Consider the following 15,902-nt stretch of genomic DNA (forward strand, 5'->3'; position numbering starts at 1 on the left):
CTGCCCCCGCATGCCGCAAACGACGATGGCCTATGCCGGCGGCCGGCTGCGCAACAGGCTGAAGGCGAAGGCCGCCACCAGCGCGGCGCCAGCGATCAACAGGCCCCACAGCAACCAGGTCTTCCAGTCGCGCGGCGTGGGCGGTGCGACCAGCGCCGCGTCGCCGGCCAGGACCGCGGACGCGGACAGGTAGGCGGGCGCGGGCTGCCATTCCTCGCCACGGTCGCGGCGCAGTGCATCGACCAGTGCCGGCATCGGTACGGCGGCGCGGCGCGCGCTCGCGCTGCCCGCGACCAGGGCGTAAGGCGGCGTGCCCTGCGCAACAAACACCATCACCTCCGGCCGGTAGCCGAGCCGCAACGTGGGCGCCTGGTCCGGCAAGGCCCCCCGGTTGCGCAGCCGCCAGTAACGGTCGCGCGCCGGCCCGCTCGACAACGGTTGTGCCGGCGAGGCGCTGGGCTGTTCGCCGGCCACGCGATACGCCACCCAGGGTCCTGCGCGGAGCCGCCATGGAGCGTCCGTGCTGTCGCGACTCTCCAGCGTCCACTCACCAACGGCGTAGTCGTCCATCGCCAGATCGGCGAATGCCACGGGATACCGTCCATCGCTTTCATAGGTGTAGCTGTCCACGCCCTGTGCGGAAACGCGACGCCCCTGCAGTTCCGACCACTGCACTTCCTGCCGCTGGTGCACGGCGTCCAGGCGCACGCGCACTTCGCGGATCGGCAATGCAGGCGAGGCATCGAGCGGCACGAAGCGGATGTAGCGAAGTCCGCCGCGGATCGGCGCCTCGTCGCGCACCAGGCGCTGAGAGCCGCGCTGCAAGTCCACCAGGGTCACGCGATCCTGCACCACCTCCCAGTTCTGCAGGTCGGGACTGCCGTCGATCCGGTAGCGCGATTCGCGCGGCGTGCCGGTGTCCCAGGTGAATTCCAGCGCTTCGGCGTTGTCGCGGATGCCGCTCAGGTCGATCAGGAAGGCGCGTGCGGGGCCCGATGCGCCCGCGCCGCCCCCATCCGCCTCGATGCGGACGATGCGGCCGTTCTCACCGAACTGCGCCGACACGCGCGACGGAGTCGCGGCGTCCTGCGCCTGGGCCGGCAGCGGGAACCACGGCACCACGATGCGCCGCGCCGGCAATGCCGTCGGCTGCTCGGGACCGAACAACGCCGCCGCCACCGGCTTGCCGTGCGCGTCCAGTACATCGACATCGCGCAGGTCTGGCCAGGCGGTGGTGGTATAGACATCCCGATCCAGCACCACCCGATACGCACCAGCCTGTTCGGCCGACAACACCAGCGGCCAACGCTTCGCGTACGGCGCAGGCGCCTGTGCGGCCGCGATCGCGGGCAGCAGGCAAAGGACGATCAACCACTTCTTCATGCGGGCGCCTCCTCGTTATCGACACGGCGCGGCGGTGCCGGCGCCAGATAACCCACCACGGTGCACAGCAGACCGTAGGCGATGAACGAACCGATACCAAGCAGGTTGCCCAGATGCTGGCGATCGACGAACACCAGTTTGGCCAGCACCACGCCCATCAGCACAGCACCGCCCAGCCACAACATGCGCTGGCCGCGACGCGAACCGATCACCCATCCCAGCACGCCCAGTACGCTCCAGGTGACCGTCAGGCTGGTCTGCGCCAGGCTGGCGGACACCAGGCTGTCGTTCCACGGCACGCCACCCCAGTGATGCACGGCGTGCAGCACGACCGAGGTGATCCAGAGAAAAGCCAACGACGACAGCAGCACGATGCGTGCCGGCGGCAGCACGCGCGTATCCGGCATCCACCAGCGCAACAGCAGGACGAGCGTGGCGAGTTGCGCCAGTTCCAGCGGATTCAGCGCGGGGATCCAGGGCAGCGGCCTGGCATGACCCGCCAGGAACAACGAAACGAGCCACCACAGACCCAGCGCGGTGAACAGGACACCCAGGAGCGGCGTGCGCCAGCCATCGAAGCGCTCGCCGAGCGGTGCCGCCAGCCAACGCCAGCGGAACAGCGCCAGCGCCACGACGACCAGCCACGGCAATGCGATGAGACCCGCTTGCCAGCCGTCGCCCATGCCTTCGACGTGGCCTGGCAACCACGCCAGCAGCAGGCTGGCGACCAGTGGCCACACCAGCCACCACACGAACTGGGCCGCACCGGCAAGTCGATGCTCGCTGTCGCGTAGGCACATCAGGCTGCGTACGCCCAGCACCGCATAGGCCAGCCACGCCCATGCGCCATGACCGGCGAACGGCTGCTGGTGCGCGTCGGTTTGCCACAGCGCCAGGGGTGCGGCCGAGGCCAGCGCGACCAGCGTGGTCCACGCCAGCGCGGTGGCCGGACGCCGGCGATGGACCTCTGCCGCCAGCCAGCCAGTCAGCGCGACAAAGGCCAGCATCGCGTCGGGTTCATCGCGTCGGCCAAGGTAGGCATCGATCTCGACCATGCCGTTGCCGAGCCACCAGGCGAGCGCCCACAGGTAGTACACCAGCGCCACGCCACGACCGCGCATCCGATAAGCCCAGGCGCTGGCGAAACCGGCGACGGCGATCAGCAGCGCGCTCATGAAGGCCGCGTTGGCGAACATCGGTGCGACCGCCGTCGTCCCATGCCACGACGCTGCATCGGCGCGCGAGATGAAGAACGCCGCTGCTGCAGCAAGTTGCAGGCCTGCGCCGGTCAGTTGCGGCAGAAGCCGCGACTGCCGCAGGCCCAGCCAGGCGAGCGCCGCGCCTTCCAGCGCGAACACGCAGGCCGTCGCCTGCGCCGACAGCGCCAGCGGCACCGACAGCGTGGCGAAGCCGACCGCCAGCAGCGCGTACGATTGCGCGAGCGCGTCGTAGTTCGTACGGCGGCGCAAGGTCCACGACAGTGCGGCATACAGGACGCCGAGTCCCAGCGCGCAGAAGGCCAGCGGCAGGCGGCTGTCTTCGAATGTTCCGCCCTGCATCAGGCCCGCCTGCAGCGAGAACGCCACCAGCGGCATGCCGAACACGAGGCAGCCATCGATGAAGTCGCGGCGGCTGGCCGGCTGGCGACGCGCGAACAGCAGCGGGATCAGCAGGTAGAAGGCGAAGAACAGCGCCAGGAACGGCTGCGTCGTCGCGTACTTTTCCGGCGCGTAGTCGAACAGCCCCCACAGGGTACCGATACCGAAGGTGAAGACGAACCCAAGCAGGTTCAGCACGCGCCACGACTTGTACCAGGCGATGCCGACGATGGCGGCATTGAGCACGGCGTAGTACGAGAACAGCGCGACATGGTTGCCACTGCCGGTCGACAGCCAGATCGGCGCGAGGAAGCCCGCCAGCAGCGCGAAGACGGCGAGCGACTTCGCGTCCTGCAGGACCGCGAGCATGCCCGCACCGGCGACCAGTGCGATGCTCAGCGCGAACGCCGCACCGGCCGGCATCACGGTGAAGACCTTGAACGCGGCGAACACCACCAGCAGCAGAATGCCGATGGCACCCCCTTGCAGGCTGAGCGCGAAGGTGCGGTTGCTTTCGCGCTTGCGCCACGCGAACACCAGCGCCCCCAGCGCCGCCGCCGCGATACCGGCCAGGCGCAGCTCAGGCGGCAGGGTGAACCAGCCCTGGTCGGCGCCGTACTTCAACAGCGCGGCGACGCCGGCGAACAGCACCAGCACGCCGATCTTGACCGGCACGTTGCCGACCGTGAACCAGCGTTGCACCGCGCGGACTGCAACGGTGAAGACATCGGGCGTAGCGGGTCGCGACGGTGCTTCGGGACGTGGCGGACGTGGCGGACGCGGCGGCAGCGTGGGCGCGGGCTCCGCAGACGTTGCCGCAGGCTCGGAGCGCTGCGGGGGAATCGGTGGCGGTGTCGCGGCCGGTGGCACAGGGCGCGATGTCTCGACGCGCGCCGGTGGCGACCGCACGAGTTCGGCCAAGGTCGGCTCGGCATCGGCTCGCGTGGACGTTGCGACATCGACCGGCGCCTGCGACGTTGCGGGCGCCACCGGTGTGCTGCGCAGCTGCGCCACCTGCCGCTCCAGCTCGCCCACCCGGCGTTTCAGTCCGCTGATCGCGACCAGCGCCACGATCAGCAATACCGGCACGGCCAGCACCGCCAGGCCGAGCAACACCAACACTCCCGCCAGATCATCCATCGCCCAACCCGCCTTTGCGTATTCGGTGCAGGAACGGACTGGCCCGTTCCCCGGCCGTCCATTCAGCCTCGGGGCAGCCTCGGGCAAGGCGGCAGGATTTGCAAGATTCGATGCGCAGGTGGCGTGATCCCGGCCGCCCCGTATCACTTCGCGATACCTGGAAACGACACGGGCGCCCCGTGGGACGCCCGTGCGGTACAGCAGAAGCAGCGCGGCTTACCTGCCGGCGACCACGCGGACCATTTCCAGGCACTTGGTGGAGTAGCCCCACTCGTTGTCGTACCAGCTGACGATCTTCACGAAGGTCGGGTCCAGCGCGATGCCGGCCTCTGCGTCGAAGATCGAGGTGCGGGTATCGCCGCGGAAGTCGGTGGCGACCACCTTGTCCTCGGTGTAGCCCAGGATGCCCTTCAGCGCGCCTTCGCTCTGCGCCTTCATCTCGGCCTTGATCTCTTCGTACGTGGCCGGATTCTCGAGCTCGGCGGTCAGGTCGACCACGGACACATCGCTGGTCGGCACGCGGAACGACATGCCGGTGAGCTTCTTGTTGAGCGACGGGATCACCACGCCGACGGCCTTCGCCGCGCCGGTGCTGGACGGAATGATGTTCTCCAGGATGCCGCGACCGCCGCGCCAGTCCTTGTTGCTCGGGCCGTCGACGGTCTTCTGCGTGGCGGTCGCCGCATGCACGGTGGTCATCAGGCCACGCTTGATGCCCCACTTGTCGTGCAGCACCTTGGCGATCGGCGCCAGGCAGTTGGTCGTGCACGAGGCGTTGGAGATGATGGCCTCGCCGTTGTAGGTCTTGTCGTTGACGCCGTAGACGAACATCGGCGTGTCGTCCTTCGACGGCGCCGACAGGATGACCTTCTTCGCGCCGGCATCGAGGTGCTTCTGTGCGGTGGCCTTGTCGAGGAACAGGCCGGTCGATTCGATGACGACCTCGGCACCCACTTCGTCCCACTTCAGGTTGGCCGGGTCGCGCTCCTGGGTCAGGCGGATCTTCCTGCCGTTGACGAACAGCGCGCCACCTTCGACCTTCACGTCGCCGTCGAAGCGGCCGTGCACGGAGTCGTACTGCAGCATGTAGGCCAGGTAGTCCGGCTCCAGCAGATCGTTGATGGCGACGATCTCGATGTCGTTGCCGAAGTTCTGCACGGCGGAACGCAGCACGTTGCGCCCGATGCGGCCGAAGCCGTTGATACCCACCTTGATCGACATTGCTCAGGACTCCTGCGGCCACGCGCGCGGCGCGGCGGGGTTGACGGGGCCGCCATTCTAACAGGCCGCCCCCGCGGCGCCGCCGCACGGGCATTGATCAGGATCAAGGCGGCGCCGGGTACGCGGGCAGAGACTGGCGCCACATTCCAACGAGCGTCACCATCATGAAGAAGACCCTGATCCCGATTGCCATCGCCCTCGCCCTGGGCGCCGCCGTTCCCGCCTTCGCCCAGTCCAAGGGCGAGTGGACGCTGGGCGTGGGTGCGCACCAGGTGAACCCGAAGTCCGACAACGGCGCGTTGGCCGGCGGCACGCTGCCGCTGGACATCGACAGCGACGTCAAGCCGACCATCACCTTCGAATACTTCCTGCGCGACAACCTGGGCCTTGAAGTGCTGGCTGCGCTGCCGTTCAAGCACGACATCGCCGTCGACGGCGTCGGTACGGTGGGGAGCACCAAGCACCTGCCGCCGACCGTGTCGCTGCAGTACCACTTCAACAGCAAGGGCAAGGTGTCGCCGTTCCTCGGCGCCGGCCTGAACTACACCACGTTCTTCAGCGAGGACACGAAGGGTGCGCTGGACGGCACCAAGCTGGAACTGGACGACTCCTGGGGCCTGGCCGCGCACGCGGGCATCGACATCAAGGTCAGCGAGCGCGGCGCGGTGCGCGTGGATGCGCGCTGGATCGACATCGATACCGACGTCAAGGTCGATGGCGCCAAGCTGGGCACCGCCAATATCGACCCGCTGGTCTACGGCGTGGCGTATGTCGTGAAGTTCTGAGCAGATAGCCGCATCGCCTGACGAGGTCAAATGGGGACGGCCCGTGTCGGTTAAAGTACCGGCATGGTCCGTCCTCTCTTTTTCGCCGTCTCCCTCGCCCTCTCCCTTGCTCTCGCGCTGCTTCCCATGCCTGCGCGTGCGTGGGGACCCCTCGGCCACCGCCTGGTGGCGCTGCTGGCATGGGATGACCTGGCGCCGGATGCGCGACACCAGGTCGAAGCCCTGCTGCAGGGCGAACCGGACCCGACGCTGGCCGGCGTCGCCAGCTGGGCCGACGACCTGCGCGAGAACGATCCTGTGCTGGGCCGCAAGACCGCACGCTGGCACTTCGTCAACCTCGGTGAGCACGACTGCGTCTACGTGCAGCCGCGCGACTGCCCGGGCGGCAACTGCGTGGTGGAAGCGATAAGGGCGCAGACCGCGATCCTCGCGGACACCCGGCGCACACGCGCCGAACGCGTGCAGGCGCTGAAGTTCGTCGTGCATTTCGTCGGCGACGTGCACCAGCCGCTGCATGCAGGCTACGCGCACGACAAGGGCGGCAATGATGTGCAGGTGAACTGGAACGGACGCGGCACCAACCTGCACACCTTGTGGGACAGCCGCATGCTCGTGTCCACCGGCCGCAGCGAAGCCGACTACCTGCGCCACCTTCGCGCGCTGCCGAAGCCCTCCCTGGGCGCCATCGCGCTGTCCCCTCCCTCGTCCGCCTGGGCCGAGCAATCGTGTCGCGTGGCCACCCAGCCGGACTTCTATCCACGTCGCGCGAAACTCGAGCAGCGCTACGTCGACAGGCACCTGCCGGTGGCCGAGCGCCAGCTCAGGGCGGGAGGCGCGGCATTGGCGGCCGTGTTGAACGAGGCACTTGATCGCCACTGACCTGCCGGCATCCGCATTCCCGCTCCGCGCCAAAGATCATCGAATCGCCCGTTCCACCAGGAGTTCGCATGAACCTGCCCAGGCCGCTCCGTCGCGTGTTCGCCGCACTGGCCCTGCTCACGGCCACCTTCGCTTCCAACGCCTCCCGGGCGCAGGACGAAGCGCCACTCACTGTCTTCGCCGCCGCCAGCCTGAAGGAATCGCTGGACGAAGCCGCAGCGGCCTACCAGAGGCAGACGGGGGTATCGGTCCGCGTGTCCTACGCTGCCAGTTCCGCGCTCGCGCGCCAGATCGAACAGGGTGCGCCGGCAGACGTGTTCTTCTCCGCCGACCGGGAATGGATGGACTACCTGCAGCAGCGCGGCAAGCTGCAGGCCGCGACGCGGCGGGACTTGCTGGGCAACCAGCTGGTGCTGGTCGCACCGAAAGCCCGCCAGGCAAGCGTGGACCTGAAGCGCCCGGCGACCCTGCTGGCCGCACTGGGCCAGGGCCGCCTCGCCGTGGGGCAGACCGCGACGGTCCCGGCAGGCAAATACGCCCGCGCATCACTGGAGTCGCTGTCGCTGTGGAATGGCGTCAAAGCGCGCCTGGCCGAGTCGGAAAGCGTGCGTGCGGCATTGATGCTGGTGGCGCGCGGCGAAACGCCCCTCGGCATCGTGTATGCCTCCGATGCGAAGGCCGAGCCGGCTGTGCGCGTGCTGGCGACATTTCCGGCGGATTCGCATCCCCCCATCGTGTATCCCGTGGCTGCGCTGCGGGGACCGCGCACGGCACAGGCGACGCCATTCGTGCAATGGCTGGCGTCACCCGCTGCCGACATCATCTTCGCGCGGCATGGCTTCACGGTGAAGGACTGACGCCGCCGTGTTCGACGCCTTCAGCCCGGAAGAACTCACCGCGATCCGGCTCAGCCTGAAGGTGGCGCTGGTGGCAGCGCTCGCGAGCCTGCCCTTCGGCGTCCTCGTCGGCTGGCTGCTGGCACGCACGCGCTTTCCGGGCAAGTCACTGCTGGACGCCATCGTGCACCTTCCGCTGGTGCTGCCACCGGTGGTGATGGGTTACGCGCTGCTGGTGACGCTGGGCACCCAAGGGACGGTCGGCGGCTTCCTGCAGGAACAGTTCGGCATCGTGCTTGCGTTCCGGTGGACCGGCGCCGCGCTGGCATGCGCGGTGATGGGATTTCCGTTGATGGTGAGGTCGATCCGACTCTCGCTGGAAGCCACCGACCGCCGGCTGGAACAGGCGGCCTCCACGCTGGGCGCAGGGCCATGGCGTGTGTTCTTCACCATCACCCTCCCGCTGGCCTGGCCCGGCCTTGTCGCCGGCAGCGTGCTGGCCTTCGCCAAGGCGCTGGGGGAATTCGGCGCCACCATCACCTTCGTGTCGAACATCCCCGGCGAAACACAGACGCTGTCCTCCGCCATCTACGGCCTGATGCAGGTCCCCGGCGGCGAAGCCGGCATCTGGCGCCTGGCAGCCGTGGCCGTAGTGATCTCGCTGGCCGCGCTGCTGTCGTCCGAATGGCTGGTACGACGCCACCACACGCGGCAGGGGGAGGACGGCTGATGCTCAGGCTGGACATCGAACTGCGTCGCGGCCATTTCCACCGTCGCATCCATATCGACGACGACGCGCGCGTGATCGCACTGGTCGGTCCGTCGGGTGCGGGCAAGACGTCGGTACTCAATGCCATCGCCGGACTCCTCACGCCGGTGGCGGGCCGCATCGACGTGGACGACCATTGCCTGTTCGACAGCGCGCGGCACATCGACGAGCCCGTGCATCGCCGCCGCGTGGGCTACGTGTTCCAGGATGCGCGCCTGTTCCCGCACCTCGATGTCCGCCGGAACCTGCAGTACGGCCGTCACGGCGGCCGGGGCACGCCACAGTTCGGCTTCGACGCCGTCGTGGACCTGCTCGGCATCGCGCCACTGCTCTCCCGCCGCACGCGCAACCTGTCCGGCGGCGAAGCGCAGCGCGTCGCGATCGGCCGTGCCCTGCTCTCGCAACCGTCGCTGCTGTTGTTCGACGAGCCGCTGTCCGCGCTGGACCAGGCGCGACGAGAGGAACTGATCCCCTACCTGCAGCGCGTGCGCGACGAGATCCGCCTGCCCATCGTCTATGTCAGCCACCACCCGGACGAAGTGCGGCGCGTCGCCGACGCCATACACGTTCTCGACTGAGCCACGCGTATCCTGCCGCCATCCCAAGGGAGCGGCGTCATGACCAGACAGAAGCACTGGAAGGACCTGCCGGTGGACCAGGTGCGGCGCTACCTGGAACCCGGTCCCGTCGTGCTGCTCAGCACGGCGCACAAGAGCGAACGCGCCATCATGACGCTGGGCTGGCACATGATGCTGGGCTACGACCTGGTGGGCACCTACATCTGGGATGCCAACCGCAGCCACGCGCTGGCACGCGCCAGCCGCGAGTGCGTGATCAACCTGCCGACCGAAGACCTGCTGGACACCGTCGTGCGCATCGGCAACTGCAGCAGCGCCGAGCAGGACAAGTTCGACCGCTTCGGCCTGACCGCCCTGCCCTCGCGCAAGGTGGATGCGCCACGGATCGCCGAATGCCACGCGCAGTTCGAATGCCGACTGCACGAGACCCGGATCACCGCCGACTATCCGCTGTTCGTGTGGCGCGTGGTGCATGCGCGTGTCGCCCCCTCGCCGCGCGTCCCCCGCACCGTGCACTACCGTGGCGAAGGCCGTTTCATGGTGTCCGGCCGCGAGGTGTCTCGGCGACGCCGGTTCCGTCCGGACATGCTGGAGCAATGAAGCCATAGCCGATCAACGCGGGGCTCGTTACGCTGGCACCATGACACAGCACCTCACTACGCTCGACGAAGCCGTCGACCTGATCCTGTCCCGGACGCCGGGCCCGCTGCGCATGGGGGCCCCCCTGGGGATCGGCAAGCCGCACCGCCTGTTGAATGCCCTGTACGCGCGCATCGCACGTGACCCGGCACGTCCGTGGTCGCTGTACACCGCGCTGTCACTGGACCCGCCCGCTGGCGGCAAGGGCCTGGAGGGCCGGTTCGTGGGGCCGTTCGCCGCGCGTCATTTCGGCGGGGACTTCCCGCGCCTGGACTACGTGCAGGCGATGAAGCGCGATGCGCTGCCGCCGAACATCGAGGTGGAAGAGTTCTACATGCAGGGCGGCGCGCTGCTGCGTTCGAGCACCGCGCAACGCCATTACGCCAGCCTCAACTACACGCACGTCGCACGCGCCCTAGCCGACCGCGCGCTCAACGTGATCGTGCAGAAGGTCGCGCGCGAACCCGACGGCACGCGACTGTCGATGTCGTGCAACAACGACCTGACCCAGGACACCGTGGATGCCGTCATGGCGCGCGGTCTGCCGCGCCCGCTGCTGGTGGCCGAAGTGGATCCGCTGTTGCCCTGGATCGGCGGAACGGCGGCGGTGGACGAAGACTACTTCGACATCGTGGTCACTCCACCGGGGCCCTATCCGATGCTGTTCGGCCTGCCGCGCCAGCCGGTGTCGGATGCGGACTACGCCATCGGCCTGTATGCCAGCACGCTGGTGCGCGACGGCGGCACGCTGCAGATCGGCATCGGCGCGCTGGCCGACGCACTGAGCCATGCCCTGGTGCTGCGCCACACCGACAACGCCACGTACCGGCGTGTGCTGGCGGCCCTGGATCCGGAACTGGAACGGCACCCCGCCGTCCTCGCCAGCGGAGGACTCGAGCCTTTCGCCATCGGCCTGTACGGCTGCAGCGAGATGGTCAACGAAGGCTTCAAGCGGCTGGTGGAAACCGGCGTGATCCGGCGCAAGGTGGTGGATGACGAGGCGCTGATGCGGCGCATCGCTGACGGCACCGCCAACCTCGGCGACCACGCGCGGCTGGAACGCGATGGCGAATATCTGCACGGCGCGTTCTACCTCGGCTCGCCCGCGTTCTACGACTGGTTGCGCGAACTGTCGGACGACCAGCGCCGCGCTATCGGCATGCGCCGGATTAGCATGATCAACGAACTGCAGCGGGACCATGAGGCGTTGGCGCGGCTCCAGCGGCGGGACGCGCGCTTCTTCAACTCCTGCATGATGGCCACGGTATTGGGCGCGGCCGTCTCCGACGGTCTCGACGACGGGCGCGTGGTGTCCGGCGTAGGCGGGCAGTACAACTTCGTCGACATGTCGAATGCGCTGGACGGCGCACGCAGCGTGCTGATGTTTCGCGCCGTGCGCGACGATGCAGGCAAGGCCGCCTCCAACGTGCGCTGGAACTACGGCCACACCACCATCCCCCGCCACCTGCGCGACCTGTACGTCAACGAGTACGGCATCGCCGACCTGCGCGGCAAGAACGATGAGGACTGCATCATCGCCATGGGCGGCATCACCGACACGCGTTTCCAGCAGCCACTGATGGAACAGGCGCAGCGCGCGGGCAAGCTGCGCACCGGCTTCCACCCGCCTGCGCACTGGATCGACAACACGCCGGTGCACCTGTCGGCGCGCCTGCGCGCATTCCGCCACGACGGCACGCTGCCGGACTATCCGCTGGGCAGCGACTTCACCGGGGTGGAGCAGCGGATCGTCAAGGCGCTGGGATGGCTGAAGACGAATACCGCCACGCCATGGAAGAAGATCGGCACCGTGCTGCGTGCGCTGGGCGTGCAGCCGGACGATGCCGAGGCGATGGTGCGCATGGATCTCGCCGCGCCGGGCAACCTGGGCGAACGCCTGGAAGCGAAGCTGCTGGCGCTGGGTTTGCGGGAAACGGGGTAAATCAGTCGGGGCTAAAGCCCCTCCTACAAGAAATTCTCTCTGTAGGAGGGGCTTTAGCCCCGACTGCCTCCGGCACTATCGCCCAACCAAACCGCATCCCAGTAAGGATAGCCACCGATTCGACTAGCGATACCGGCCCGTGTAGGGTTGGCGATGATGTAGCGGGCCGCGACCAGCACATCGTCGTCCCGTCGCAATGCACGATCATGGAAACCTTGCGCCCATACTCGCCTTGGGGCCAGTACGTCGCGCACCGCATGCGCCGATCGCCCTTTCGCGGTACCCACCACGTGCGCAAGCGTGGCCGCACTGGTCAAGCGCATCAGTCCATGCCAATGGTCGGGCATCAACACCCAGCAAAGCAGTTCTGCGTGCGGCGACCATGTGCTGCTACAGGCAAGCACCTCCGACATCCTGCTGGCCGCCTCCCATCGACTGAAATGAGGCTCGCGCCGGTAAGTCGTAATGGTCACCAGATAGATGCGACCAGGCTCGGACCAACGTCCTCGTCGCAACGCCTGGTGACCAGAGCCCGGATGTGGAAAAGCCATGGCGCAGGGTCATGCGCCATGGCTCCAGCAACTATCGGTGAAACCCTTTCAGTGAGCGGCCAGAATTCCGATGCGGTCGGGGCTGAAGCCCCTCCTACAGCGGCAGACGGACCACCTCAGAGCGACTTCGCCGCCTCGACCACCGCCTCCGCGGTGATACCGAAATGCTTGTACAGTGCGTCGGCGGGGGCGGACGCACCGAAGCCCGTCATGCCGATGACGGCGCCATCCAAGCCCACGTACTTGCGCCAGAAGTCGCTGATCGCGGCCTCGATAGCGACGCGCTTGCGCACGGCCTTCGGCAGCACGGCCTCGCGGTAGGCGGCGTCCTGGCGGTCGAACACGTCGGTCGACGGCATCGACACCACGCGCGTCTTCAACCCCTGCGCGTCCAGCGTGGCCTTCGCCTGCGTCGCCAGGCCCACTTCCGAACCGGTGGCGATCAGGATGACGTCCGGCGTGCCATCGGCATCGGCCAGCACGTAACCGCCGCGCGCGATGTCGGCGACCTGCGCTTCGGTGCGCGGCTGGTGCGGCAGGTTCTGGCGCGAGAACACCAGGCAGCTCGGGCCGTCCTGGCGGACGATGGCCTGCTTCCACGCCACCGCCGATTCCACCGCGTCGCACGGACGCCACACGTCGTTGTTCGGGATGTAGCGCAGCGAGGCCAAGTGCTCGACCGGCTGGTGGGTGGGACCGTCTTCGCCCAGGCCGATGGAATCGTGCGTGTACACGTGGATGGCGTGCGCCGGGATCAGCGCGCTCATGCGCACGCCATTGCGCGCGTAGTCGCTGAACACCAGGAACGTCGCATCGAACGGCACGAAGCCGCCGTGCAGCGCCAGGCCGTTCGCGATCGCGGTCATGCCGAACTCGCGCACGCCGTAGTACACGTAGTTCGCGTTCGGATCGGTGGTGGAGACCGACTTGCTGGCCTTCCACAGCGTGAGGTTGGAATGCGCCAGATCGGCCGAGCCGCCGACCAGTTCCGGCAGCAGCGGCGCGAAGGCTTCGATGGCGTTCTGCGAGGCCTTGCGCGAAGCGATGACCGGGCCTTCGGCCTGCACCTTGGCGATGTAGGCATCGGCCTGCGCGACGAAGTCGGTGGGCAGCTCGCCCGACGCACGGCGCTTCAGTTCCGCGGCCTGCTCCGGATACTGCGCGGCGTAGGCATCGAGCAGTGCATTCCAGTCGGCCTCCAGCGCCTTGCCGGCCTCGACCTTGTTCCAGCCGGCGTAGATGTCGGCGGGCACTTCGAATGGACCGTACGGCCATTCCAGCGCGGCGCGCGTGGCCTCCAGCTCGTCCTTGCCCAGCGGGGCGCCGTGGCTGGATTCCTTGCCGGCCTTGTTCGGCGAACCGAAGCCGATCGTCGTGCGGCAGCAGATCAGCGTCGGCTTGTCGGCAGCTTTCAGCGCGGTGTCGATGGCGGTCTTGATCTCGACCGGGTCATGGCCATTGACGTTGCGCACGACCTGCCAGCCGTAGGCTTCGAAGCGCGCCGGCGTGTCGTCGGTGAACCAGCCGTCGGTATTGCCGTCGATGGAGATCTTGTTGTCGTCCCAGAAGCAGACCAGCTTGCCCAGGCCCCAGGTGCCGGCGAGCGAGGCGGCTTCGTGCGACACGCCTTCCATCAGGCAGCCGTCGCCCATGAACACGAAGGTGCGGTGGTCGACGATGGCGTGGCCGTCGCGATTGAAGCGCTGCGCCAGCAGCTTCTCGGCGAGCGCGAAACCGACCGCGTTGGCGAAGCCCTGGCCCAGCGGGCCGGTGGTGGTCTCCACGCCTGGGGTCTCGTGGCGCTCCGGGTGGCCGGCGGTCTTGCTGTGCAGCTGGCGGAAGTTCTTCAGCTCCTGCAGCGGCAGGTCGTAGCCGGCCAGGTGCAGCAGCGCGTACTGCAGCATCGAACCGTGGCCGTTGGACAGGATGAAACGGTCGCGGTTGAACCAGTGCGGGTTCGACGGGCTGTGGCGGTAGTAGTCGTTCCACAGCACTTCGGCGATGTCGGCCATGCCCATGGGCATGCCGGGATGGCCGGAATTGGCGGCCTGCACCGCGTCGGCGGCGAGGAAACGGATGGCGTTGGCGAGCTGGCGGCGGGTGGGCGTCGTCATGGGAGTCGGAGCACAGAGGGGCGGCGCCCGGCGGGCTGCGGGCCGCCCATTGTCCCACCCCCCGCCCGCCCTGTCGCGGTTGCGGGCCGCTTTCCGGGGTGTTAGCCCGGCTGGCCCGGCAGCTTCACGTCGGCGCGTTCGCCCTTGGCCACCAGCGAGGCCAGGGTCAGGTCGCCGGTGACGTTCAGCGTGGTCCGGCACATGTCGAGGAAGTGATTCACGCCCAGGATCAGGCCTATGCCGATGGGGTTCACCCCCACCATCGCGCAGATCAGCGCCACCACCGGCAGCGAGCCGGACGGCACGCCGGCCGTGCCGATGCCGCCCAGGATGCACACCAGCATCACCATGAACTGCTGGCCCAGCGACAGGTCCACGCCGAAGAACTGGGCCAGGAAGATCACCGTCACGCCCTCGAACAGCGCGGTGCCGTTCTGGTTGGCGGTGGCGCCCACGGTCAGCACGAAGCGCGACACCGTGCGCGGCAGGCCCAGCTTCTCGTCGGCCACGCGCAGCGCGGTGGGCAGGGTCGCGTTGCTCGACGCGGTGGAGAACGCCATCACCATCGCTTCCTGCGCACCGCGGAAGAACGTGAGGGGCGAGTAGCCGGCCAGCTTCAACGCCACCGAGTAGCTGACCAGCAGGTGCAGCGCGAGCGCCAGCACCACCACGCCGACGTAGGCGCCCAGGCGCACGAGCAGGTCGAAACCGAAGATCGCGGCCAGGTTGAACATGAAGCAGGCCACCGCGTACGGCGCCAGGCGGATGACCAGGCCGATCAGCGTCATCGAGATCTCGAACACGCCCTCGATGCCGCGCTTCAGGATGCCGGTATTCTCCGACGGCGTGAGCACCAGCCCGACGCCGAACATCACCGCGAAGAACATCAGCGACAGGATGGCAGCATTGCTCGACGCCGCGCCGATCACGTTGTCCGGCACGATGGACAGCAGCATGTCCATGCCGGTCGGCTGGCTGCCGACACTGGCGACGATTTCCTTCGTGCGTTCGGCATTCTCCGCGATCAGTTGCTGTGCCAGCGCTGGATCCACGCCCACGCCCGGCTTGAACAGGTTGACCAGCAGCAGGCCCAGCAGCACCGCCACCGCGGACAGCAGCACGGTATAGGCCAGCGTCTTCCAGCCGATCCGGCCCAGCGCGCGGATGTCGCCCATCTCGGCGATGCCGCAGACCAACGCCGAGAACAGCAGCGGCACGATCAGCATGAAGATGAGATTGAGGAAGATCTTGCTGAACGGCGTGGTGACGTACTTGGTGACGTCCTGCACCCAGCCCGCATCGCCCTGGCCGGAGGCATGCACGATGAGCCCGATGACCAGACCGACACCGAAGCCGATGGCCATCTTCCAGTGCAACGGCAGCTTGGCGCGGGTGGCGGGCGAGGCGTCGGTCATCAGCGGGTCCTGCAGCGACAAAGTCGGGAGCTTAGCAAACCCGGCATCGGGA

13 protein-coding genes are annotated in these 15,902 nt (G+C 68.0%); 7 read left to right on the forward strand and 6 right to left on the reverse strand.

Annotated features, from left to right (window positions below; all coding sequences use genetic code 11):
* Positions 1–30 precede the first annotated feature (30 nt).
* The 3 genes from OY559_RS16170 to gap all read right to left on the reverse strand — a co-directional run bounded on the left by OY559_RS16170 (position 31) and on the right by gap (position 5,342).
* Complete coding sequence (locus tag OY559_RS16170; RefSeq protein ID WP_277727269.1) at positions 31–1,383, reverse strand: DUF3999 family protein; 1,353 nt, start codon at positions 1,381–1,383, stop codon at positions 31–33.
* The gene (locus OY559_RS16175; protein ID WP_277730032.1) at positions 1,380–4,112 is read right to left on the reverse strand and encodes a DUF2339 domain-containing protein; all 2,733 of its coding nucleotides are present in this window, start codon (positions 4,110–4,112) and stop codon (positions 1,380–1,382) included. Before OY559_RS16175 ends, OY559_RS16170 begins: the two co-directional genes overlap by 4 nt.
* Before the next feature lie 225 nt (positions 4,113–4,337).
* Positions 4,338–5,342, reverse strand: a complete 1,005-nt coding sequence (gene gap / locus OY559_RS16180) for a type I glyceraldehyde-3-phosphate dehydrogenase (RefSeq protein ID WP_277727270.1) — start codon at positions 5,340–5,342, stop codon at positions 4,338–4,340.
* Positions 5,343–5,506: 164 nt separating this feature from the next.
* Between gap and OY559_RS16185 the strand changes: the two genes are divergently transcribed.
* From OY559_RS16185 to OY559_RS16215, 7 genes are all read left to right on the forward strand, one after another.
* On the forward strand, positions 5,507–6,127 hold the full coding sequence (locus tag OY559_RS16185; protein ID WP_277727271.1) for an OmpW/AlkL family protein: 621 nt from the start codon (positions 5,507–5,509) through the stop codon (positions 6,125–6,127).
* A gap of 126 nt (positions 6,128–6,253) precedes the next feature.
* Positions 6,254–7,006: a S1/P1 nuclease gene (locus OY559_RS16190; RefSeq protein WP_277727272.1), complete on the forward strand. Its 753-nt coding sequence runs from the start codon at positions 6,254–6,256 to the stop codon at positions 7,004–7,006.
* Positions 7,007–7,080: 74 nt separating this feature from the next.
* Positions 7,081–7,863, forward strand: a complete 783-nt coding sequence (modA, locus tag OY559_RS16195) for a molybdate ABC transporter substrate-binding protein (protein WP_277730033.1) — start codon at positions 7,081–7,083, stop codon at positions 7,861–7,863.
* 7 nt (positions 7,864–7,870) lie between these two features.
* Positions 7,871–8,572 (forward strand): molybdate ABC transporter permease subunit, encoded by a 702-nt coding sequence (gene modB / locus OY559_RS16200; RefSeq protein WP_277727273.1) that lies wholly within the window; start codon positions 7,871–7,873, stop codon positions 8,570–8,572.
* On the forward strand, positions 8,572–9,189 hold the full coding sequence (locus tag OY559_RS16205) for a molybdenum ABC transporter ATP-binding protein (RefSeq protein WP_277727274.1): 618 nt from the start codon (positions 8,572–8,574) through the stop codon (positions 9,187–9,189). Before modB ends, OY559_RS16205 begins: the two co-directional genes overlap by 1 nt.
* 39 nt (positions 9,190–9,228) lie before the next feature.
* The gene (locus OY559_RS16210) at positions 9,229–9,789 is read left to right on the forward strand and encodes a flavin reductase family protein (RefSeq protein WP_277727275.1); all 561 of its coding nucleotides are present in this window, start codon (positions 9,229–9,231) and stop codon (positions 9,787–9,789) included.
* A gap of 40 nt (positions 9,790–9,829) precedes the next feature.
* Positions 9,830–11,770 (forward strand): acetyl-CoA hydrolase/transferase C-terminal domain-containing protein, encoded by a 1,941-nt coding sequence (locus tag OY559_RS16215; RefSeq protein WP_277727276.1) that lies wholly within the window; start codon positions 9,830–9,832, stop codon positions 11,768–11,770.
* 53 nt (positions 11,771–11,823) lie between these two features.
* Here OY559_RS16215 and OY559_RS16220 read toward each other — a convergent pair whose 3' ends face one another.
* The 3 genes from OY559_RS16220 to OY559_RS16230 form a co-directional block, all read right to left on the reverse strand.
* A complete protein-coding gene (locus OY559_RS16220) occupies positions 11,824–12,321 on the reverse strand; it encodes an REP-associated tyrosine transposase (protein WP_277727277.1) in 498 nt (165 codons plus the stop codon).
* A gap of 116 nt (positions 12,322–12,437) precedes the next feature.
* The gene (gene tkt, locus OY559_RS16225) at positions 12,438–14,435 is read right to left on the reverse strand and encodes a transketolase (protein ID WP_277727278.1); all 1,998 of its coding nucleotides are present in this window, start codon (positions 14,433–14,435) and stop codon (positions 12,438–12,440) included.
* A 101-nt stretch (positions 14,436–14,536) separates the two neighbouring features.
* Positions 14,537–15,850 carry a dicarboxylate/amino acid:cation symporter gene (locus tag OY559_RS16230; RefSeq protein WP_277727279.1) on the reverse strand — a complete coding sequence of 438 codons (1,314 nt, stop codon included), beginning with the start codon at positions 15,848–15,850 and terminating at the stop codon, positions 14,537–14,539.
* Between the last annotated feature and the right edge of the window lie 52 nt (positions 15,851–15,902).

Origin of the sequence: Pseudoxanthomonas sp. SE1, from assembly GCF_029542205.1 — a bacterium.
GTDB lineage: Bacteria > Pseudomonadota > Gammaproteobacteria > Xanthomonadales > Xanthomonadaceae > Pseudoxanthomonas_A.